Origin of the sequence: Pontibacter chinhatensis (assembly GCF_900113285.1) — a bacterium.
In the GTDB taxonomy this organism is placed as follows: domain Bacteria; phylum Bacteroidota; class Bacteroidia; order Cytophagales; family Hymenobacteraceae; genus Pontibacter; species Pontibacter chinhatensis.
The window spans coordinates 44,157-66,381 of the sequence record NZ_FOOT01000003.1 but is presented as its reverse complement, the minus strand read 5'-3'; the positions used below and the strand labels follow the sequence as shown (position 1 = coordinate 66,381).

General features: G+C 52.8%; 20 protein-coding genes. 14 read left to right on the top strand and 6 right to left on the bottom strand.

The genetic code is table 11. The features are described from left to right. The first annotated feature begins 38 nt into the window (after window positions 1-38). From BM040_RS09440 to BM040_RS09395, 10 genes are all read left to right on the top strand, one after another. Window positions 39-1,292, top strand: a complete 1,254-nt coding sequence (locus tag BM040_RS09440; RefSeq protein ID WP_092100498.1) for a DUF2254 domain-containing protein — start codon at window positions 39-41, stop codon at window positions 1,290-1,292. 61 nt (window positions 1,293-1,353) lie between these two features. Further along, the gene (locus BM040_RS09435; protein ID WP_092100496.1) at window positions 1,354-1,878 is read left to right on the top strand and encodes a DUF421 domain-containing protein; all 525 of its coding nucleotides are present in this window, start codon (window positions 1,354-1,356) and stop codon (window positions 1,876-1,878) included. 249 nt (window positions 1,879-2,127) lie between these two features. Beyond that, entirely contained in the window at window positions 2,128-2,544 is a 417-nt protein-coding gene (locus BM040_RS09430) for a hypothetical protein (protein WP_092100494.1), read from the top strand. A gap of 92 nt (window positions 2,545-2,636) precedes the next feature. Then, window positions 2,637-3,245 carry a hypothetical protein gene (locus BM040_RS09425; RefSeq protein ID WP_092100491.1) on the top strand — a complete coding sequence of 203 codons (609 nt, stop codon included), beginning with the start codon at window positions 2,637-2,639 and terminating at the stop codon, window positions 3,243-3,245. Between the two features lie 90 nt (window positions 3,246-3,335). Then, window positions 3,336-4,463, top strand: coding sequence for an erythromycin esterase family protein (locus BM040_RS09420; protein WP_092100489.1), 1,128 nt, complete (start codon window positions 3,336-3,338; stop codon window positions 4,461-4,463). Between the two features lie 122 nt (window positions 4,464-4,585). Beyond that, window positions 4,586-5,011 carry a PH domain-containing protein gene (locus BM040_RS09415; RefSeq protein WP_092100487.1) on the top strand — a complete coding sequence of 142 codons (426 nt, stop codon included), beginning with the start codon at window positions 4,586-4,588 and terminating at the stop codon, window positions 5,009-5,011. Between the two features lie 191 nt (window positions 5,012-5,202). Beyond that, on the top strand, window positions 5,203-5,664 hold the full coding sequence (locus BM040_RS09410; protein WP_092100485.1) for an SRPBCC family protein: 462 nt from the start codon (window positions 5,203-5,205) through the stop codon (window positions 5,662-5,664). A gap of 123 nt (window positions 5,665-5,787) precedes the next feature. Next, entirely contained in the window at window positions 5,788-6,852 is a 1,065-nt protein-coding gene (locus BM040_RS09405; protein ID WP_092100483.1) for an FUSC family protein, read from the top strand. Between the two features lie 22 nt (window positions 6,853-6,874). Then, window positions 6,875-7,399, top strand: coding sequence for a GNAT family N-acetyltransferase (locus BM040_RS09400; RefSeq protein WP_092100481.1), 525 nt, complete (start codon window positions 6,875-6,877; stop codon window positions 7,397-7,399). 527 nt (window positions 7,400-7,926) lie between these two features. After that, entirely contained in the window at window positions 7,927-8,784 is an 858-nt protein-coding gene (locus BM040_RS09395; RefSeq protein WP_092100479.1) for a hypothetical protein, read from the top strand. Window positions 8,785-8,865: 81 nt separating this feature from the next. On the opposite strand, the gene def is transcribed toward BM040_RS09395, so the two are convergent. Both def and ruvX read right to left on the bottom strand, forming a co-directional pair. Continuing rightward, on the bottom strand, window positions 8,866-9,435 hold the full coding sequence (gene def, locus BM040_RS09390) for a peptide deformylase (RefSeq protein WP_092100477.1): 570 nt from the start codon (window positions 9,433-9,435) through the stop codon (window positions 8,866-8,868). Then, window positions 9,432-9,848 carry a Holliday junction resolvase RuvX gene (gene ruvX, locus BM040_RS09385; RefSeq protein ID WP_092100475.1) on the bottom strand — a complete coding sequence of 139 codons (417 nt, stop codon included), beginning with the start codon at window positions 9,846-9,848 and terminating at the stop codon, window positions 9,432-9,434. The genes def and ruvX overlap by 4 nt, the downstream gene beginning before the upstream one ends. A gap of 237 nt (window positions 9,849-10,085) precedes the next feature. Here ruvX and BM040_RS09380 point away from each other — a divergent pair, with 237 nt between their 5' ends. The 4 genes from BM040_RS09380 to BM040_RS09365 all read left to right on the top strand — a co-directional run bounded on the left by BM040_RS09380 (window position 10,086) and on the right by BM040_RS09365 (window position 14,179). Next, on the top strand, window positions 10,086-11,756 hold the full coding sequence (locus BM040_RS09380; RefSeq protein ID WP_092100473.1) for a S41 family peptidase: 1,671 nt from the start codon (window positions 10,086-10,088) through the stop codon (window positions 11,754-11,756). Window positions 11,757-11,951: 195 nt separating this feature from the next. Then, window positions 11,952-13,157 carry a homogentisate 1,2-dioxygenase gene (locus BM040_RS09375; RefSeq protein ID WP_092100471.1) on the top strand — a complete coding sequence of 402 codons (1,206 nt, stop codon included), beginning with the start codon at window positions 11,952-11,954 and terminating at the stop codon, window positions 13,155-13,157. A 96-nt stretch (window positions 13,158-13,253) separates the two neighbouring features. After that, a complete protein-coding gene (locus tag BM040_RS09370; RefSeq protein WP_092100469.1) occupies window positions 13,254-13,781 on the top strand; it encodes a hypothetical protein in 528 nt (175 codons plus the stop codon). A gap of 17 nt (window positions 13,782-13,798) precedes the next feature. Beyond that, complete coding sequence (locus BM040_RS09365) at window positions 13,799-14,179, top strand: co-chaperone GroES (protein ID WP_092101440.1); 381 nt, start codon at window positions 13,799-13,801, stop codon at window positions 14,177-14,179. A gap of 403 nt (window positions 14,180-14,582) precedes the next feature. On the opposite strand, the gene BM040_RS09355 is transcribed toward BM040_RS09365, so the two are convergent. The 4 genes from BM040_RS09355 to sdaAA form a co-directional block, all read right to left on the bottom strand. Continuing rightward, complete coding sequence (locus BM040_RS09355) at window positions 14,583-15,134, bottom strand: hypothetical protein (RefSeq protein ID WP_092100464.1); 552 nt, start codon at window positions 15,132-15,134, stop codon at window positions 14,583-14,585. A 298-nt stretch (window positions 15,135-15,432) separates the two neighbouring features. After that, window positions 15,433-19,197, bottom strand: a complete 3,765-nt coding sequence (locus BM040_RS09350) for a S8 family serine peptidase (RefSeq protein WP_092100462.1) — start codon at window positions 19,195-19,197, stop codon at window positions 15,433-15,435. Between the two features lie 765 nt (window positions 19,198-19,962). Further along, window positions 19,963-20,934: a porphobilinogen synthase gene (gene hemB, locus BM040_RS09340; RefSeq protein WP_175491028.1), complete on the bottom strand. Its 972-nt coding sequence runs from the start codon at window positions 20,932-20,934 to the stop codon at window positions 19,963-19,965. A 251-nt stretch (window positions 20,935-21,185) separates the two neighbouring features. Then, a complete protein-coding gene (sdaAA, locus tag BM040_RS09335; protein WP_092100456.1) occupies window positions 21,186-22,091 on the bottom strand; it encodes an L-serine ammonia-lyase, iron-sulfur-dependent, subunit alpha in 906 nt (301 codons plus the stop codon). Window positions 22,092-22,225 lie beyond the last annotated feature (134 nt).

Sequence of the window (22,225 nt, the reverse complement as noted above, 5' to 3'; positions counted from 1 at the left end):
AGTATGCGGATGGCGGAAAGGAAAAGGAGCTACACCTTATGAAGGCACGCTTTACGAAGTGGATACGACAGTTTTACGGTAGCCTGGTAAACAGCATTGCCTTTTACCCTGCTATCATTGCCTGCTGTTTCCTGATTTTGTCGTACGTGCTGCTCTACATCGACTTCTCGCCTCTGGGCAAGGCCATCAAGAGCCGCCTCGACTTTGTGAGCCTCCGGGATGCCAGTACTGCCCGGTCCATCGCTGCGACCATCGCCGCTGGTATTCTTTCCCTTACTGTTTTCAGCTTTTCGATGGTGATGATCCTGTTGAACCAGGCGGCCTCTAACATGAGCAACCGGGTGCTTGACAGCATGATCGAGAACCGGTTTCAGCAATGGGTGCTTGGCTTTTACATCGGCACCATTGTGTATGCCTTGTTCCTGCTGAGCACTATCCGCGATACCGACACAGGTATACACGTGCCCGCCCTCAGTGTATACCTGCTCATCCTGCTCACCATCCTCGATATTTTCCTCTTTATCTACTTCCTGCATTACATCACGCAGTCGGTGAAGTATGAGACCATTATCAGGCGCATTTACGTGAAAACAATGGCTGGGCTCAAGCAGCAGTGCCGGGAAAACGAAGACAGTGCGCCAGCGGCTCCTGCCCATTTTAACAGCTCCCATACTTTACGTGCGCCCGAGTCGGGTTACTTTCAGGGCTTCAACAGAAAGGGGTTGGTGCAGCTGTGCCGGGAGCAGAACTGGGAATTGCGCTTCTGCTACCACATGGGGTCGTTTGTCATGAAAGGCGTTGCCTTCGCTGAGATCAATGCCGCACACAAAATCAGCCAAGAGCAGCAGGAGCAATTGTATACGTTAATGGAGTTTCATAACGGCGAGCCGCTTGATAAGAATGCCTTCTACGGCTTTAAACAGCTAATGGAAGTAGCCTTAAAAGCCCTCAGCCCCGGCATAAACGACTCCGGCACGGCCGTGCTCAGCCTGCACGCCCTGGCTGATCTGCTGGCGTTTCGACTCAATCATTACCCCGTGCTTGCCTTCCGCGATAGCGAGGGTATTCCCCGGGTGATCATCTGCGAGCTTTCGTTTGAAGAAATATTTAAGCGGACGGTGCTGCCTGTATGGGACTACGGAAAAGAAGACCGCACGCTGAGGTGGGAGATGCAAAAAGCGCTAAGGCAGTTGCAAGGCCAGAGCGCTTCCGAGGCAGACGCAGCTGTTATCAACCACATGCTCCGGAAGGTGGAAAAAGCCATTGCCGAAAGTGAGGACGAAGACCTTTAAATGCCGGTTTATAGGGATGGTGAAGGAGGCTGGTAAATATGAAACCTAAGAAAACCTTGTTATGGATAAACTATTACTCGACAGTTGGGAAAGTGTGTTGCGGACGCTCGTTATCGGTGTGTTAGCCTACGTGGTGCTTATCATTCAACTGCGCCTGTCAGGTAAGAGAACATTGTCTAAGATGAACTCCTTTGATTTTATAGTTACCGTTGCATTGGGTTCTACCCTTGCTACGGTGCTGCTGTCAAAAGATGTTTCGCTGATGGATGGCGCAATGGCTTTTGCCGTGCTCATCTTCCTGCAGTATGCCATTACCTGGGCATCGGTGCGGTCTAAAAAGCTGAGCAACCTGGTAAAGGCGACACCGGTGCTGCTACTTTATCAGGGAAAGTTTCTGCGGGAGGCTATGCGGGCGCAGCGGGTTACCCAGGAGGAGATTCTGGCAGCCATGCGCAGCCAGGGGATCGGCTCTGTAGAGGAAGTGGGCGCTGTTATCCTGGAGACAGAAGGAAGCATCAGCGTGATTAAGGAGCTGGAAAGTACGGAGAGCTCGGTGCTGCAGAATGTCAAACGGCCTTTGAGGTAAGCATGGTGAAAAGGTAAATGCCAGAAGTATGATTTACACTTAGTGGCCATACTTGCGGTGTGTGCAAGTATGGCCACAGCTGCTTGTCTATTCTACTAAAGCTATCGGAGAATAGCTTCTTTCATTCTTTATATTATCGTTGCTATATAGTATATTCGGTAGCTTGATCCCGCTTAGACGCTGGATTTGGCGAATAGCAGGAGTCGAGTTTCTGCTAGCAGGTAATTGGCATACACAGGAGGTATAAAAATGGAGAGAACCTTGCCCTTAGATAAAGGAGAGATAGTATTAGGTGAAGAGAAGATTACTATCCGGGATAAAGCAAAAAAGGAAAAGTTTAGAAGAGTTGCCTCCTCATCCATGTGGACCCTCTTTGGTGTCTTATCAGTATTGAGGTATATGAAAACAGGTGACGAATTTTTGCTGTGGTCAGGAAGCATTATCGGACTTTTACACCTAGCGGTTCTTATTTATAGCTTGTTTAGAACGACTAAAGGTGAAATTGAGCTACAGGAAATTGGAAAAGCCATTTTCAAAGAAAGAAATGGGAAGACTTTCCTCGATTTAAAGTTAAAAGGCGGCGCAAAAAGACGCATCAGTAAAGTAGAGCCAGTCTCCAATGAGCTTAGAGCATTCTTTCTTGAGAAGAAAATAGAGGTGCAGTAGCATTCCACTTGCCAGCAATGCATGCAAGCCATACATACTCTGGCCTTACTCGTCCTTTGTACTAACAGTCGTAACTGATCACACAACACACAATGAAAACAAACTTTATACTTGCAGCCTTAGCCATGCTTAGCTTTAATGCGTTTGGGCAGTCAGACGAAGCAGCTCAAACAACAGAACTGGTGAGTCTGACAAAACTCGAAGCCGGCCTACACGGAATCGGCGTAGGCTACGAAGTTCCTTTCAGTAGCAAATGGTCCGTTAACCTAAGCGCAGGGCTGGGCGGTGGGTATGCCATCGAGAAGAACAGCTATGCCAACGGGTTTAACAGCACATTCATCCTCAATGAGCCGGTTGCTTATTTAAGGTCTGAGTTTAAGTATACCTATAACCGGGATAAGCGAATTGAGAAGTCAAAATCCACGCTGCACAATGCAGGCAATTATGTGGCCTTTCAAACCAAGTATACCACAAGCAGGGTGTTTGGGAGAAGTGATTGGAACTGGGTAGAAGAACCTTTAAATAAAACTCTCCTGAACGAAGTGCATTGGGGCATGCAGCGGCCCCTCGGGCAGCGATTCATTTCCAACCTTCACTTGGGGCTGGGGTATGCCACCGACTTTGACTTTGGAAACAGCCAGCTTTATCCAGCGGTAGGCCTTCAGTTTGCCTATGTCATTTCTAAGAGCAGCAGGCTATAACCTCACCATCACGTTAGCTGTGCCATAGCAAAACCAAGTCTGTTAGCGGTTCATGTAGCTTTTGAAACGAACTCTTAAATTAAACATCGGATGAGAAGAGCAGCTTTGCCCATTTTACTGTTTATTCTTTTTGTGTTTCATGATCTAAGAGCACAGAAACCGCTTGCAGCACTTCCTGAATTACAAAACGCCAAAGTAATTGCTGTTGGAGAGTCAGCCCATCGGGTGCCAGCGTTTGTCAAGTATAGAGCAGAACTGTTCAAAGAGTTTGTGCATAGGGGGATGACGAAGACTCTCCTGGTAGAAACCAATTATTCTGCCGCAACTGTCATTAATGAGTATATCTGGGGCGCCAACAGCTCAGAGCCCGACTCGGTAATCGACAAGGGCCTGTATGGCATTTATGCAGGAAGCGAAATGGCTGACTTGATTCAATGGATGCGCGATTACAACCACGATAGACCTGCCGCAGAAAAGCTCTCCATCAAGGGGATAGATGCCCAATCGGCTAAGGTGGCAACAGGTGTCGTTGAAACGTTCCTGCGTGATAAAGACCCTAACTTCGAGAAGGCAATTCCTTTAAATGGCCTGGCACTTCTTAAAGAATTAGGCGCATCTCGTAACTATAACATAAAAAGGCTTCCAAAAGAAGAGCAGGAGAAAATTGAGAAGACAGTGCTGGCATTGAGAGCCTTGGTTAATAAACACGGTAGCACTCATCCTACTATGCATCTACACCAGAGAGTTATAGAGCAGGCCCTTGCCTTTGAGAAAGCTAATCCTTTTAATTTCACTAACATAAGGGACGCTAATATGGCTGAGCTTGTACTGGAGCATTTAAAGCATGAAGATAAGCCGGTGTTTCTTTGGGCGCATAATGGGCATGTCGCCAAGTCCAAAAGCGGTTGGTATAAGCCAATAGGCCATCATTTAAAAAAGCTGTTGCCAGCAGAATATGTAGCAGTAGGCCTCGATTTTCGTGAAGGAGAAATCAGAAATACTTACCGTACTGGCACGACCACATTTGAGCCTTTAAAAGATCCGGATTGGATAGGGAATAACATCAATTACGCTGGAGAAGAGCCAATATTGATAAATATGAAGGACTTTAAGAATTTGACAATCAGAGATATTGGAGCAGGCAACGGAACGTATAAAACCAAATCTAATAAATCATTCGACTACCTTGTTTACTTCAAAACGGCTAGCCCAAACTAACAGGATGAGTTGTATAGAATTTGAAACGCCAATTTAGTGTAGCCGCTGCCCGGCTCTGAAAGAGTGTTAGCGTAAAAGCATTCTCCACGAGCGAGACAAGTATAACCACCAATTTACACCCTATGAAAACCTACGCCCCCAGGAAAGACACCTTTATACATGCTATGCTGGCAGGAGCATTTCTGCTTCCGGTTGTCCTGTACTTTGCCGATAGCGCCACCTTCTCCGAGAAACCTTTTTTGCTGCTGCCCCTCGCGGGTCCGCTGGCGCTGTTCGTGTGGCTATACTTTGATACCTACTACATCATCGAAAACGGCCAGTTAAAGTATAAATCCGCTTTCCTCAAGGGGACAATTGATATCCGGAAGATCAGCAAAGTTATCAACGGGAAAACCATGTGGGTGGGGATAAAGCCTGCGCTTGCCAGGGGCGGACTGGTGCTGAAGTATAACCGCTTCGACGAAATTTACCTGGCCCCACAAGACAAAGAAGCCTTTATCGCAGACCTGCTGGCAGTGAACCCGGCTCTGGAAGTAGTGGAGAAATAGTAGGCAGGTTTCTCTGCACCTGTTGCCCCTGTAAACTGGCGAAGGAAAGTATAAATTGATGTTCTGTCTGAAAGCTTAGAAGTATAAACCGGACAGAGCTGCGCATATCAGCACAATTTGCAAGTATGGCCTGGGCAGCGTCGGTTGCTTTCGCTATTTTTAGAAGAAGGACAAGGAAAGTATAAAAGCACATGAAAAACCAGAAACTGGAAGTTAAGGCAGCGCTGCAGGTGCTAAAACCTGCCCACGAAGTATTTGAAGCCATCGTGGATCCGGCGAAAATGTCGAACTACTTTATTTCGGAAAGCTCCGGCCCGATGGAGGCAGGCAAAACCGTGACCTGGAAGTTTCCGGAGTTTGACGAGCGTTTCCCGGTACGGGTAGGCCGAATCGAGCAAGGCAAGTATGTTTCCTATTTCTGGGACCACGGCGACCAGGAACTGCTCGTGGAGATAACCCTGACGCCGAAAGGCGATAACGCAACGCTGGTAACCATTACGGAGAAAGAAATGGAGAACGACGAGGCGGGTCTTAACTGGCTGAGAGGCAACACCGAAGGGTGGGCGAACTTCCTGGCCTGCCTCAAAGCGTACCTCGAGTACGGCATTAACCTACGCAAAGGCGCCTTCGATTTCATGAAGCCCGAAGTATAGCAGCGCATCGCAGCGTGTAAAGCCTCGGTCGCCTGTTTCCAGGTATCAGCCGTATATTTGCGCAACTGGTTCCGTTTATACTTTCATGAGCGGAGAGCAAAGTATAACGGGCGGCTGTAAGGGATGCTAAAAGAACTCTTTGAATTCAGAAAGACCGATCGGAAGTGGCACTTGCCTGTTCTGGCTGGCGTTTGCGTGGGCCTGCCGGTGCTGGTGGGGTATTACACCGATCACCTGCAGGATGGTAAAATAGCCTCCATGGCGGCCCTGGTTATACTTTACATCCAGTCGCAAAGTATAGCCCGGCGGATGATCGTGCTCATGGCCAGTTCCTTCGGTATCATGGTTTCCTTTGCGGTGGGCGTGCTGTTCGGGTTTCATCCGGTGGTGGCCTCGGTGGTGCTGGGGCTGTATGCGTTTGCCGTTCACCTGGTGCTGTACTACGTGAAGATGGTGCGGCCGCCAGGCAACTTCTTCTTCATCATGATTGCCTCCGTGGCCATCTCCATGCCCTTTAACCTCGAAACGGCGCCGTACCAGATTGGGCTTGCCGGTATCGGCACCATGATCTCCTGCATCCTTGGCCTGGCGTATAGCCTGGTGACGCTGCGGAAAGTACGTGCGCAGGACGAGGTGATCAAGGTGTCCAAGAACCAGTATGTCAACTTTGTGGAGTCGGTTACCTTCGGGAGCTTTGTCGGACTCTCGTTGCTCATTGCCTACATGCTGGACCTGGAAAAAGCCTATTGGGTGCCTACCTCCTGCGCCGCCGTGATGCAAGGCGTCAGTGCCACACACGTCTGGCAGCGGAGCGCCCAGCGCATCCTGGGCACCTTTCTGGGCCTGGTCCTGACCTGGTTCATCCTGCTGCTCCAGCCCTCGCTGCTGGCCATCAGCATCAGCATCATCGTGCTGCAGATTATTGTGGAGTTCCTGGTGGTGCGCAACTATGCCATCGCGGTAATCTTTATCACCATCCTCACCATTTTCCTGGCCGAGACCGGCACCGCCCTAACCGTAGACCCGACCACCCTGATCCGGACACGCTTTTTCGATATTCTGATTGGAAGTATAGTGGGTGCCGTTGGTGGGTGGGTGCTGTACAACGAAAAGCTCCATTTCCTGGCTACCCGGCAGATCAGGGCCACCAGGTTTTCGATGGCGCGGCGGAAGAAGGCAGTGGAATAGCGGCTTTTATACTTTAGGTAAGATGATTCAGATAGAAATAAGGCAGGAGCAACCGGCAGATCACCAGGCGGTATATGAGCTGAACAAGGCGGCGTTTGGGCAGGATGGCGAGGCGAAGCTGGTGGAGTTGCTGCGCGAGAGCGATGCTTTTATACCTGAGCTGTCTTTGGTAGCCGTAGCAGGAGAGGAGGTCGTGGGGCACATCCTGTTCTCCAAAATCAAAATCATGGATAAGAACGGGCGCTCGTTCGATAGTTTGGCCCTTGCGCCCATGGCCGTAAAACCGGCACGGCAGCGACAGGGAATTGGCGGCAAATTAATAACGCATGGCCTGAGCAGGGCAAAGACTTTAGGTTACACCGCTGTGATTGTGCTGGGGCACGAGGCGTATTACCCCAAATTTGGCTTCGCACCGGCCATTACCTGGCAAATAAAACCACCTTTTGACGTGCCCGAAAACGCCTTTATGGCCATTGAGCTGGTAACAGGGGGCTTACAGGGCGTAACAGGCACCGTAAATTATCCGGAAGCGTTCGGGCAAGTATAAATCCCTTTCTTCAAAGTATAAAAGCCGCCTGTTAAAGTATAGCAAGCGGCTTTTATACTTTGAATCCTACTCATGCACCTGAACCCTATAGTAACAAGTGCAATTTCACGTCCGTCAGCCTGTACCTTCAGTAAGCCTTCGATAGCGCCATGTGGCTAGGAATAAGGTTTGTTTTCAGAGGTATAGCGGTTATTGAAGGGTCGCCAGAAGTATAAGGCGTATCTTCAAGTATAAAGTGTAAGCATAAAATGTGATATTTTTTAGCGAGGAGGATGATAAATATGGTTTTATCTGTATATTCATAGCACAGAAGGTTTTCATCTTTTGCTTTACCTAAGAAAGCTGATGAGCTGGAAGTATAACGCCTTTTCCGCTCGGAGCTTCTGGCCTGTTCGGACAGGATAAGAAGTGCAAGTGGGGGAGAAGTATGCAGGAAGGGGCACAGGGAAGAGTTGAAGGGCATGCATCATACATCCAAGGGCTGAAAGGAGCTTATAAACCAATCCTACATACTTAACCGAATTCCTATGAAACAAAAAATCCTGCTCTGCCTTAGCCTTTGCCTCTTACTCTGGGGCTGTAAAGACGATGATACAGAACCAGCCAGTGTAAGCGTAACGATGAGCAGCTCCAGCAAAACCCTTGAGGAGGGGGGAGAGGCAGTTGAGCTGACAGTTGAACTGGACAGAACCTATAAGGACCTTAGGTTCCTATACCTGGAAGGAGCGAGTGAGCTTCTGGATAGGGATGTTCCTCATCATGACGGATGGATTACGTTAGAGGTGGATGGCAAGCCAGTTAACCTGCTCCGGATACCGATACCTGCCGGTCATAAGCAAAGAACGATAAGCTTGCGGGTAGCCAAGGATGAAGTATACCAAGGTAACTACACTTCCGAAATAAAGTTGTATAGCTTTGAAAACGAGGTAGTGATCCCCAAAACCAGCTTGGCTATAGACTATCTTGATGCAACACCAAAGCCTGTATTTGGCATAGTTAAACATCGTGAGTCTGATGTAGCTCGAACAGCAATGAAAGGAAACTATATATCTGAAGGCTTTTACATTGGTATAACTGCAGACAGAGCCTTCACGCGACCCCAGAAAATCACACTTGCATTCTCTGGGACGGCCCAAGAGGGGACGCATTATGAAAAGGAAGCACATGTAGTGCTGGACCCAATTTTTTACAGAAGCGCCTGGAATACTTCCACCCCTATTGTATTACGAATCCTCCAAAATGGTCTTTTCGTCCCCGAAAAAACTATACACATCAAGCTGAGTGCTGCTGAAGAAGGAGTAATTGCGAACGGCGAAGCATATAACTTTACTTCATGGGGTAGCTTCACCCTGGAAAACTCCTTTACACTGACTGTAACGGAATAAGCCAAGTATAACTGCCAAACAAAACCGGCCTGCTACAGTGGATGTGGCAGGCCGGTTTTGGTATAAAGCTAACGTATAACCTTAGCGCTTTTTGGCCAGGGCCGGGAAACGCATTTTATAGTCTGCGTCTACCTCGCCTTTGGAGATCTTGGTGAGCTTGTTCTTGATCAGGCGCTTCTTCAGGCCGGAAAGGTAATCGGTGAACAGGATGCCCTCTATGTGGTCGTACTCGTGCTGGATCACGCGGGCGGTCATGCCGTCGTACGTGTCCTCGTGCTCGTTCCACTCCTCATCAAAGTAACGGATCACGATGCGCTCTGGGCGGTACACCACCTCGCGCACACCGGGGATGCTCAGGCAGCCTTCCTCAAAGCCCCACTCCTCGCCGTCCTCTTCCACAATCTCCGGGTTGATGAAGGCCTTCTTCACGCCCTTGCCCTTGTCCTCATCGTCCATCATTGGCTCCGAGTCGATAACGAACAGGCGGATGCCCTTGCTGATCTGCGGGGCAGCCAGGCCAACGCCGTGGGCGTGGTACATGGTGGCGTACATATCTTCAATGAGCTCTTTCAGCTCCGGAAAGTCCTTCGGGATATCCTGTGCCGGCTCCTTCAGAACCGGGTCTCCGTAGGCGGTTATTGGGTAAATCATATGTTTCTGCTTTCTAAATACGACTGTAAAATGATAACGGCGCTGATGCGGTCCACGGTTGCCTTGTCCTGGCGGGCCTTCTTCTTCAGTCCCCCGGCCAGCATGCTTTGCTGCGCTATCTTGGAGGTAAAGCGCTCGTCCACCAGGTGCACCGGTATGCCCGGGAACTCCTTCTGCAGCTTGCGCTGAAACCCCACCACGTGCTGCGTGTTGTCGGTGGCCTCGCCGGACAGGCGCTTGGGCATGCCCAGTACAAAGGCCTCCACGGGCTCGCGCTGCACGTACGCCTTCAGGTAAGACAACACATCCTGGGCATGAACGGTTTCTAAGGGGCTGGCTATAATCTGGAGCGGGTCTGTAGAGGCCAGGCCCACCCGCTTTGTTCCGTAGTCAATCCCTAAAATTCTGCCCATAAGTATAAACTTGCCAATGCTGTGGTTACCAGTGCAAAGGTAGGGGTTTAAAAATTAATCTGATAGTACGGGCCATACTTTAGCCTGTTGGCGGGGCGGCCCTTAAGTATGCCTTATGTAGAGCAACTTAAACAAATTTGTATTTGTATAGATATAGTAGGCTTCAGTATATTTAAGGTAAAATTTGTACTACTTTGCCCTGCCTGTACTGCGGCATTTTACTGATTTTATACTTTTATGAGCATGGATGATATGGAGCATGGTGAGGAAAACAGAAGGGTCCGGAACACACCGTTCCAGGTACGGCTGCCGCTGTTCGTAAGTATGGCGCTGGTGGTGGGCCTGCTGCTGGGCGCCACCATGTTCGCCCCCTCCACTACTAATCCGCAGGGCACGGCCAAAAGCTACCTCAAGTTCCGCGACATCCTCAGCTACATAGACCGCGACTACGTGGACACGGTGAACGTGGAGGAACTGACCGACTACGCCATCACCAAGATGCTCGAAAAGCTCGATCCGCACACAGCCTACATCCCGGCCGATGAACTGGCCATGGCGCGCTCCTACCTGGAAGGCGATTTTGAGGGCATCGGCGTGGAGTTCAACATCTTCAAGGATACCATTTACGTGATCACTCCGCTCAGCGGCGGGCCGTCTGAGGCGGCTGGTATACAGGCAGGGGACAAAATCATTAAAGTAGACGGCGAGACGGTGGCCGGCATCGGCATCAACAACGAGGGCGTGTTCAAGCGCCTGCGCGGCCCGAAAGGCACCAAGGTAAACCTCACCATCCAGCGCAACGCCACCAAAAAGCCGCTGGTCTTAACCATTGAGCGCAGCAAAATTCCGACGCACTCGGTGGACGTGAGCTACATGGTGGACGATAAAACAGGCTATATCAAGGTCAGCCGCTTCTCAGCCAACACTTACCAGGAATTTATGACAGCGCTCCAGGCCCTACGGGAGAAAGGCATGGAACAGCTGCTGCTCGACCTGCGCGGCAACCCCGGCGGCTACATGGACCACGCCATCCGGATGGCGGATGAGTTTATTGACGACAACAAGATGATCGTGTATACCGATGGCAAGGGAACCCGCTACGACTCCAAAACCTTCGCCCAGCGCAAGGGCGTGTTTGAGGAAGGGCCACTGGTGGTGCTATTGGATGAGGGCAGCGCCTCTGCCTCCGAGATTGTGGCCGGCGCCCTGCAGGACAACGACCGCGCCCTGATTGTCGGTCGCCGTTCCTTTGGCAAGGGATTGGTGCAGATGCCGATTCCGCTTAACGACGGCTCTGAACTGCGCCTGACTATCTCCCGCTACTACACCCCAAGCGGGCGCTCTATCCAGAAACCTTACAAGCAGGGCGATACAGAAGAGTATGAGATGGACATCCTGCACCGCTTCGAGAATGGTGAGTACTTCCACCCGGACAGCAGCCTGTTGGTAGACTCTTTAAAGTATAAAACCCTGGCAGGACGGGCCGTGTATGGTGGCGGTGGCATTATGCCCGATGTGTTTGTGCCCCGCGACACGACGGCCTTATCAGAGTACCTGAGCCAGCTCTACAACAAGAACGTGATCCGGGAGTACAGCCTGAACTATTACCAGAAGCATAAGAAGGAGCTTGAGAAAATGCCGTTTGAGAAGTTTAACAAGAACTTCGAGGTAACGGACAAAATGCTGCAGGAGGTGGTGCAGACCGCCAAAGCCTCCGGGGTAGAGTATAACGATGGCCAGTTCCAACGATCCAAGGCCCTGCTGCGCAACCACCTGAAGGCTTTTATTGCCCGCAGCGTGTACGGCAACGACGGCTTCTTCCCAGTGCTGCACCAGTCGGATGAGGAGTTTCTGCAGGGCCTGAAGCACTTTAGCCGCGCCCAAAGCCTGGCAGCAGGAAGTATGTAAGTATAACATGACTTGACAAAGGACTGGGTGATATAAGACAAAAGACCTCTGATAATGACTAACTCCTTCCCCTCGTTTAAGAATATCCCCCTTGGAAGGGAGTAGGGGGACGACTACTTTATCCGAAAAGTCCTTTGTCAAAAAATCCTTTGTCACAAAGTCAAATACCTGGTAGCACCTTAAAAACTAATCTATATGCCTTTTTACCATAAACTAGGGGAGATCCCGCATAAGCGGCACACGCAGTTCCGGCAACCCGACGGAAGCCTTTATGCCGAGCAACTGGTAGGCACGCTGGGCTTCAGCGGCGTATCCTCGCTGCTGTACCACATCAACCCGCCCACCCAGATCAGCCGCATCGGAGAACCCAGGCCCTTTGCGCCCAAACGCGCCGAAGGTGTGAAGCTGGCGCCACAGCACCTGCGCACCGTGGAGGCAAATGTAACCGGTTCCGATTACCTGAGCGCCCGCAAAACCCTGCTGTTTAATAGCGACGTGGCCATCAGCCTCTGCAACCCATCAGAGCCTGAGATGGACTACTACTATAAAAACGGGCAGGCCGACGAGGTGGTGTTTGTGCACGACGGCACCGGCGAATTGCTCACCCAGATGGGGCGCATTCCGTTTGGCCCCGGCGATTACCTCGTCATCCCGCGCACGGTTATCCACAAGTTCCGCTTCGATAAGGGCGAGCGGCAGGTAAGGTTGCTGGTGATTGAATCGTTTAGCCCGATAGAGACGCCGCGTCGTTACCGCAACCACTTTGGCCAGCTGCTGGAGCATGCCCCGTTCTGCGAGCGCGACATGCGCCCGCCCCTGGAGCTCATCACCGAAACCGCGAAAGGCGAGTACCTGGTGCAGGTGAAGAAGGAGGGAGAGCTGCATCAGTTTTACTATAAATCAAGCCCGTTTGATGTTGTGGGCTGGGATGGTTACTTCTTTCCTTATGCCTTCAACATCAAGGATTTTGAGCCAATTACAGGCCGTATCCACCAGCCGCCACCGGTGCACCAGAACTTTGAGGCGCACAACTTCGTAATCTGCTCCTTTGTGCCGCGCCTTTTCGATTACCACCCGCTGTCTATTCCGGCGCCCTACAACCACTCCAACGTAGACTCCGACGAGGTGCTATACTATGTGGAGGGCAACTTCATGAGCCGCAAGGGCGTGGACCGAGGCTCGTTCACCATCCACCCCGGAGGCATACCGCACGGGCCGCACCCGGGCACTGTGGAGGCAAGTATAGGCAAGAAGGAAACCGAGGAGTACGCCGTGATGATCGACACCTTCCGGCCGCTGCACCTGACCGAGGACGCCCTGCCCTACCTGGACGAGAAGTACCCGATGAGCTGGAACGAAGACGATGACGATAAGGTGCGCATAGGCGATATGTTTGACTAAACCGCTTCTTGTTTTGTAACTTGCGGCGGGAAAGGCAGGCTCCGGGTCTGGTTTTCCCGCCGTAATTGTTTTATACCCTTTATACTTGGTACTTTGATGAAAAGAATAATGCTGGTGGCTGTGCTGCTCTTTGCTGTAGTAGCCACTGCCTGTGAGAAAATCGAAGACCTGCTTACTTTTTATATTGAAGAAGAGGAGACCTTTACCATCGAGTCCGGTTTTCCTTTAGGCGCGCTTGTGCCGGCCACACCGTTTACCATCACCACAAACTCAGAGGAAACGTTTAAGAACAATAAGACGCGTGCCGAGTTAGTGAAAAATGTAAGCCTGAACCGGCTGGAGCTGACAATAACGGAGCCCAAAACGCAGAACTTTGATTTCCTGAAGCGCATTGAGCTCTACATTTCCAGTGAGAAGCAGCCGGAGGTGAAAATCGCCTACCTGGATGAGGTGCCCACAGGAACTAACGTGCTAAAACTCAAATCAACCAACGCCAAGCTGGACGAATACATCAAGGGCGACAACTATACCATTCGGACGCAGGCCGAAATCTCGAAGCCGGTAACAGAAGACATAACTATCAAAGCTGATATGCGATTCAAAGTAACCGCAGATCCTTTATAAGAATGCATACAATACAGATGAGAATTTCAGAGGGAAACAAATTAGAGAAAATCATCATTGTGGGCGACCGCGTGCTGATAAAGCCTAAAACCTCCAGCGACCAGACCAAGAGCGGTTTATACTTGCCGCCGGGGGTGCAGGAAAAAGAGAAGGTGCAGGAAGGCTATATCATGAGAGTAGGTCCGGGCTATCCTATCCCTGTAGACTTCGGCTACGAAGAAGATACCTGGAAGGAGGAGGACGAAGAGGAGGTGCGCTACATTCCGCTTCAGGCAAAAGAAGGCGACCTGGCCATTTACCTGCAACGCGACGCCATCGAGATCAACTACCAGGGCGAGAAATACTTTATCGTGCCGCAGTCGGCAGTGCTGATGCTGGTGCGTGAGGAGGATTTGTAACTGGTACAGCTAAGGGGAGTTTATACTTTGCTGAGGTATACTTTCCTGTAGTTTATACTTTAAAACACGAAGCCCGGGACATAGGAGCCCGGGCTTCGTGTTTTTCATACTTTATACTTGACCTTAATTGCGCTTTATTGTACTTCTGGCGCGAGCGTCCACGCTCGCGCCAGAAAGCTATTGTTCGCAAAGTTCCTCTCCTCGGTGCAGTGCCTTTTCATCCCCCACTTGCTGGCGCGGGTTTGCAACCCGTGCCTTGTTATGAGGTCGGATTTGTAATCCGACTGGGCCGGAGGCCCAACGATAGCCGGTCACGAGCGTGGACGCTCGCGCCATGCCGAGCGAGTTTGCCTGAATGATACCTACCTCCTGGGAAGGCTTAAATTCCATACTTTATACTTTGCTACTCCAGCGGCTTCGTCAAATCAAAGTCGGCCCGGAAGCGGAGCTGGTTGTCGCGCTTGAGGATATAGCTGAAGGTGCGGCCATCGGGGCTGAGGGCCAGCGTCCACTCATTGGTAGCAGCAGCAGGCAGCAGTTCTGCTGTGTAAGCGTCTGCCGGGAAGCGCTGTTCCTGTTCGGTAGAGGCGGTAGAGGCAATGCCTCCGTACATGGTCACCTCATCCGGGGTGCCGTCCTCGTGCCGGTGGTCGTGCTTCAGCTGTAGTCCCTCGGCTGTTTTGCTAATCACCCAGGTTCTGGACTTATCCTCACCTACCCAAAACGGGATACGGAGGACCGTGTCGGAGCAGGTTTGCACAATCATGGTGAGGGGAGCGCCTGCAAACGGGTCTTTGCCATCAGCCGGGAAAATTACTTTGCCGCTAAAGGATTTGCCACAAAGGCTGCTCATACTTTGGTAGAAGGCTTGCTGCGGTTTGCTCAGTGGGTATTGTGTCCTGGTGCAGGCCGCCAGTAACAGCAGGCACAGGGAGGCAATAAGATATCTTTTCATAGAGCCAAAATAGCGAATAAATATGGATGTAGCGCTATGTTTATAGTTCCTGGGAGAGAGACAACATTCTTTTCACCCTGTCATCCTGAAAGGAACCTGGTGGCATGTAGTATAGGCTTAACCTCCGGGAGAAGGGGCCCTCTTTTTCTACCAAGTTTCTTTACAGAATAGCAGCTATCATTGGCTCGCTTATAAGACCTTTCAACTGACTGACTCTTTCCGGGAAGAGGTATACCCTAAAAACAAACCCGCCGGCGCTGCCTCAGCGCCGGCGGGTTGTGTGGTAATTAGAGGTGTTTTATTTGCGTATCATGACCTTATGGGTATAAACCTGGCTGCCGTGCTGCAGGCGCACCATGTACAACCCGTTGCTGTGTTTGCTCAGGTCGATCATGCCTTTGTACTGGCCGTTTACCTGGCCAATGGCAGAAGTATAAAGCACCCGGCCCAGCATGTCTACTACCTGTAAGGTTATACTTTCAGGGGCAGAGGTTTCCACGGTGTAGCTGAACTTGCCATCCGGACTCGGGCTGGGGAACACGCTCAGTTCCGGCCCTACGCCGCGCGAGGCGGTCTCCACCTCGTACCGGTACGCCAGCGACATATCCGAGATACAGCCCTCTTTAAAGGCGATTACGCTATACTGGCCGTTCAGGGTAGGCGTGATGCGCTGGGCAGTGGCTCCCTCCAGCGGGTGGCCGTCCAGGTACCACTGGTTGCCCTCCGGCTGGCTCGATACAAGCTCCTTGCCGTCACGCGAAACTTTGGGCTGATCCAGCGGGGTGCCTTCCTTCAGCGTGACCGGCACACGCGGGCCGGCGCAGCCAAGGGCGCGCACCTTCAGGTCATAGAAGTAGTAGTAATAGCTCTCCCACTCCGAGGTAGCCGTATTGCCACTGATGGTAAATACGTTTTCCAGGCCGAACGGGTAGCCTTTCACGCCCTTGTTGTTTCGGTAAATGGTGGCGCTGTCCCCGTACGAAATGGCGATGTTGTAGGTACCGGCGCGGGGCAGCTCCAGGCCCAGGTAGTATACTTGTCCCTTGTCGTTCGGGTCATCAGCCTGCGGGCCAGTGGCCGGGGTGCTGCGGGTGGCCCTCACTTTTAGCTCGCGCACCGATACCGGAGCGCCGTTTGCGTCATACACCGTGAACGTGATTCGGCCGCTGTGGCCAATGTAGAGCCTGGCCTGCTCCAGCACCACCGGCGCAGCCGTAGTTACCTGCACATCCGGCGAAAACTGGTTATACCCCCCGCCCGGGAACTGATTTTTATCGGCAGGGCCTACTGTGGCTGAGAAATCATCGAAGGCGGCGTAAAGCGTTTTGCCTGCCGCCGCAGCCTGTACACGCACCTGGTTGCCCGCTGCTATCGGGGTGGTGCTCTCAGGGGAGGTGTACCAGTATGGGGCGCCGCTTCCCTCAGCCGACAAGGTATAAATCGGACTGTTGCCGCACTGGAATGCCGAGGCATTGAGCGGGGTGTCCGTGTTCCCCGTCACGGAGAAAGTATAGCCGCGCTGGTTGTTGCCTGTTACCGCGTCAGAGGCCAGTTTTGTCTCGGCTACCAGTTCGTAGGTTGCTCCTGCCTCTGTGGCGAAAGAACCATCCAGCACGAGTTCGGCCTGCGTAAAGGGGGCCAGCTTTTTATCGAATACTCCGGATAGGGTGGTCAGCTGCTGCCCGTTCTTCAGCACTTTTATACTTACCGGGATGTTCTGTTGCTCGGCTGTACCGTTGTTGCGGATGGCCACCACCACGCCTTGCTCAGAGGTGGCGCACACAGCACCGGATCCTAAAGGTGCTACCGAAGTAATGCCGATATCGTGGCGCGCGCGGATGAACTGAACAAGGTAATCCTGGCTCTCGCCGCGGGCGTAGCTGTTGCAGGCGCTCACGCTGGCCGGGTCAGCGGTTTCCTGCACCACCACGCGCATGCGTACTTTGTCGCCTGCCACCAGTGCCCCCGGTGCTTTTACCGAAGCGGTGAAGGTGCTATTGCCGCTGATGACGCCGGAGGCGGCGACCTCCTCGCCGGCATCCGTGAACGTGCCGTTGCCGTTCCAGTCGATGTATACTTTGGCCACGCGGGGAGCCACGGTGCCGCAGCTGCCCAGCTCCAGCGAGAGCTGCTTTGTCTGGCTGGGCTCCAGGGTAAACACCGTAGAGGTCAGGTTGCGGTAGGTCGTGCAGTCATCTTTCTGGTTTATACTTTGGCCGCCAAATGTCAGCTTGCTGATGCGGGCACCTTGGTTAGAAGTGGGGGCACTGGCACAGACTGCCTTGCCGCCTACGCCGCTTGCCAGCAGCGCAAAAGCCTGCGGGCCATCTTTTAAGTTGCCTTTGTGTTTGATGGTAATGGTGTACTTCATGCCCGGTACGGCGTCTGCAATCAGAATCTGCTCCACGTTGTCCAGCACGTTATCGCCGGGTTTTGCTGCTGTCTCGGGGGCTGCCGGGTCGAGCGTCCAAGGCAGGTAGTCTTTGCCATTCCCTGATATGCGGATATCGAGGTCGTTTACCAGCCTGGGTGTGCGGTTGTTGAGGGCTTTGGAGCCAACAGACGTGACAGTGCCTTTGGGGTCGGTCCAAGAGATGGTGACTTTTAACGGGCCCTTGCCGGAGGCGGTTACCTCCAGGGTCTGCGCCTCACCTTGCTTTAGCGCGCGTTCCTCCAACAGGTGCGTGCCAGCGCTGTTGCTGATAACGCTGGCTGCCTGCTCGGCATTTAACAAACCCCAGCCATACTGGTAGTCAGGTCCGGCAGCGGCTCCGGCCTCATCGGCCGTATGGATGGCCAGGCCTTTGAGCGTTGCGGCGCGCATAAACTTGCCATTGTTGAGGTTGGCGTAATGCTCCTGCAGGAGTAGCAGGGTGCCGGAGATGTTGGGAGAAGCCATGGAAGTACCGCTCTGCACCTGGTAGCTGCGGTCGTTAGAGGAGTAGGTGGAGAGCACTTCCACGCCAGTGCCCATCAGGTCAGGCTTGATACGGCCGTCGTCGGTAGGCCCCCAGGAGCTGAAGGAAGCCATTCGGACGTCCTGCGGCTGGTTGTATCCCTCTGAAAGCGCTCCCACGGCTCCCACCGTAAGTATGTTTTTGGCCGTGCCAGTGGTGGAAATCACATCATAAGCATCGTTCTTACTTATACTTGCCGGGCGCGATTTTACGAGCTCAAAGGTGCCGTTGCTTTTACGCTGCAAGTATGGCTTGCCCACCTCCGGTCCGTTTTCAGCGCGGTTGTTACCCGCCGACTTCACAATCAGGTAGTAGGGGGCGTTGTAGGCAATCTCATCCCAGGTGGCGGCTTCGTTGTTGTAGTATCCGAACGTGAAGTCCTCCTCGTTGCTGACGGCGGTGTTGCCCCACCATTCCCAGTACGGGTCCTCGTCGGTGCCCTTGCGGTCGGAGTTGTAGCGCCAGCCGGCCAGGCTACCGTAGGAGTGATTGGAGATAAGCAGATCCTTGGCAGCGTCGGCCATCTCGGCATTGTCCCCGTTAAAATCATAAGCCAGCAGCGATTTATAGCCAAAAGCCATCCCTTTTGCCAAGGGGTTCACGCCACCGGCCATCATGGTACCGGCTACGTGCGTGGCGTGGTCGCTTTCTTTGGTGGGGTTGTCTTTCTGGATAATGCGCCCGGTAAGCTCCTGGTGTGAGGCGCGTACGCGGCCACCGTCCCAAATGGCCAGTTTGTTGGCCAGGTTGCTGCTGCTGCCGTTCAGGCTCAGGCCGAGGGAGCCTCCTGCCCAGAGCTGGTTGGTACGGGTGGTAGTGGCGCTGGTGCTATTGTAGGTGATGTAGTAAACCGGCCAGCCCGTCGCATCCACTCCCTGCAGCGAGATAACGGTGCCATCTTTATACTCTTTCTCGATGATCCAACCATACTTTCTGGCGAGCTCCAGTGCCTTTGCCCGGTTGGCCTGGTAATCCCTGGCGGCATCGGTGGCAATGCGCCGGAGGGCCTGCGTATTGGTGCGGTCAGGTGTCAGGCCCTGCTGCGCAAGTGCTGTTGTACTTGCGGCCATGCCCAATGCTACCAGCCAGAGGCTCAGTCTTTTCATAAAAGTATAGTAGGGTAAGTATGTTCCATTCTAAAGATACTGTAAAATCAGATTAACGTCAAAGGAGTTCCTGTGTTAAGGGAGTTTGCGCTTTTACTTTGGCTATACTTTCTGAGCTGCTGCTGGCGCGAGCTTGTAGCTCGTGCCTCATATTTATACTTCCCTTGCCGCCGTTATCCGCAACTGGATACAAGCTATCCTTTCTAGCCACTGTTCATCCTCCAGGTTTACATGAGCTATTGTTGCACCTCAAGCTTTGGAGCTCTCAAGCCCGAGAGGGATCGCCTTCGGGCATCGCGCGGTGTTCCCTCCTTGCCTCGCTTCGCTCAGCATGCCCTTGGCGGGCACCGGATCTCACAAGGCGCTCAACCCAAAGGCTGGGAAGCATTCAATAGCCACTGCTTTTGCTGTCATCTCGACCATCGGGAGAGATCTGGTAAGAATTCCCGATAGATCTCTCGCCCTGCTCGAGATGACAGGGTGAGCAGCAAGTATAATTCCCCTCCTCGGAGGGGTAGGGGTGGGTTGATTCTTGTAGGGACAGGTCGCGACCTGTCCGCGCCATACCCGCAACTACGAAGCTTGTACTTCAACCAAAGCAAGTACAGGCTCCCCGCCTTAGATAAGGAGGGGTAGAGGTGGTTGGACCCGGTATTGTAGACTCCCTCCCCTGTTTTTAGGGGAGGGTAGGGGTGGGGTATAAAACAAAAAACCCGCCCTGAGCAGCTAAGCCAGGGCGGGGGTTCTATGCTTATCTATACTTTACTAGCGCTGCTGCAGCTGTGCAAACTCCTTGGCAAAGTAGGAGAGGATGATGTCTGCGCCGGCACGTTTTATACTTAGCAAGCTCTCTAACATCGCTTTCTCACCATCCAGCCAGCCTTTCAGGGCGGCGGCTTTTACCATGGCGTACTCGCCGCTCACGTTGTAGGCAGCGATGGGCAGGTGCGAGTTCTCACGCAGCGATTTAATAATGTCCAGGTAGGCCAGGGCCGGCTTTACCATCAGGTAGTCGGCACCCTCGGCAATGTCCAGCTCGGCCTCCAGCAGGGCCTCGCGGCTGTTGGCGGGGTTCATCTGATAGGTTTTTTTGTCGCCTTTTTTCGGAGCAGAGCTCAGGGCGTCGCGGAAGGGGCCGTAGAAGGCGCTGGCATACTTGGCAGTGTAGCTCATGATGCCTACGTGCTGGTAACCGTTCTCATCGAGCACATGACGCAGGTGCGCCACGCGGCCGTCCATCATATCCGAAGGGGCTACCACATCGGCACCTGCCTCTGCCTGCGCCAGGGCCATTTTGCCCAGTACTTCCAGGGTTTCGTCGTTGAGGATTACACCGTTCTCTACAATACCGTCGTGGCCGTCAGAGCTGTAGGGATCCATGGCTACGTCAGAGAAAATCGCCACGTCAGGGAAGTTCTTCTTTATCTCGCGGATAGCTCTGGCGTAGAGTCCTTCCGGGTTGTGGCTTTGGGAGGCATACTTGTCCTTTAGCTGCTCGGGTATACTTGGGAACGGCGCAAAAGACTTGATGCCCAGCTCCACGCAAGCTGCCACTTCTTCCTGCAGCGTGTCGATGGAGAAGCGGTTGATGCCTGGCATGGAGGCCACCTCTATGCGCTGGTTTTGGCCCTCGATTACGAAGAGCGGGTATATGAAATCATTGATTCCCAGTGTTGTTTCCTGCACCAGGTTGCGGATAGCTTCCGTCTGGCGGTTACGTCTTGGTCTTCTGATCATAAGTATAAATTTTTACAGAAATTCCTTCTGTTTTGGGTTCGTGCAAAGGTACGGCATTAATGGCAGAAAAGCGCTGCGTTTGTCGGAATAGAGGCGTTTTCTGTCAGGAGTTAATAGGAAGAGCGACAATTTTCGCTGTTATACCAGCTTAATTTCCCTCTGAACCCGATTAGACCAAACAAATGCACCCATCCCTGGAAAAGTGGATTAAACATGCATCTGGAATGGTAGCCTCCCTCCCGGAAAGCAACTTAGTGCTCGTCCTCATCCGGCAGAATCTCCACGTCCTGCACCAGCACGAAGTTTTCTATCTCGCGGGCTCTCGGGGTGTTGGCCAGGCCGCCCTCGGCGGTCTCTTTATACTTGCGTTCCATACTTTCGCCAACCTCGCCTAAGGCAGCTACGCACTGGTCTACCGGAATAACCGGGTCTACGCCGGCAATGGCCAGCTGGGCCGAAGAGAAGGCAATGGCCGCTGCGCTGGCGTTGCGCACAATGCAGGGCACCTCCACCAGGCCTGCCACCGGGTCGCACACCAGGCCCAGCATACACTGGATAGTAATAGCCACTGCGTTGAACACCTGGTCTACCGTGCCGCCGAGGCAGTAGACAATGCCGCCCGCCGCCATCGCGGCCGCACTGCCCGTTTCGGCCTGGCAGCCACCTACGGCACCAGCCAGCGAGGCATTCTGCTCAATAATCAAGGCGATGCCGGCTGCCACCAGCAGGGCCTCGTGTATTTTTCTATCTTCCAGCCCGTGCAGCTCCTGCAGGGTGGTAAGGGTGCCCGGAAGTATACCGGAGGCGCCGGCCGTTGGCGCGGCCACCACGCGACCCATGCACGAGTTTACCTCCTTGGCCCCCAGCGCCCGCGACACGAGCATCTGGAACTCCGGCGAGAGTACCGTAACCGGCGATTTAGCCACTTTCTTGGCCCCGTTGTTCACCATGCCGGATCGGGAGCGCATGTCCTCGCTGAGGCCGGTTTTTACGGCGTCTTTCATCACGTCGTAGGCCTTGGCGATGTTCTCCCAGATAAACTCCTCGGTGCGGTCTTTCTGCTCTATCTCATACTCCAGCACGGGCTGGTAGAGCGGTTCGCCGGTTTCAGCGCAGTGCTGTTGCCAGCTTTTAAAATCTGTGAATAGTAGTGACATGGTTTTTAACTCCTTCCTGGTTGTGTTTGTGCGGGCAAATGTCCCGTATCCTGTATACAAGTATACGTGTTTAAATGATAACAAATGAGGGCAGGGATAATGTTCTGCACCGCCAAAGTATAAACAGCATAACC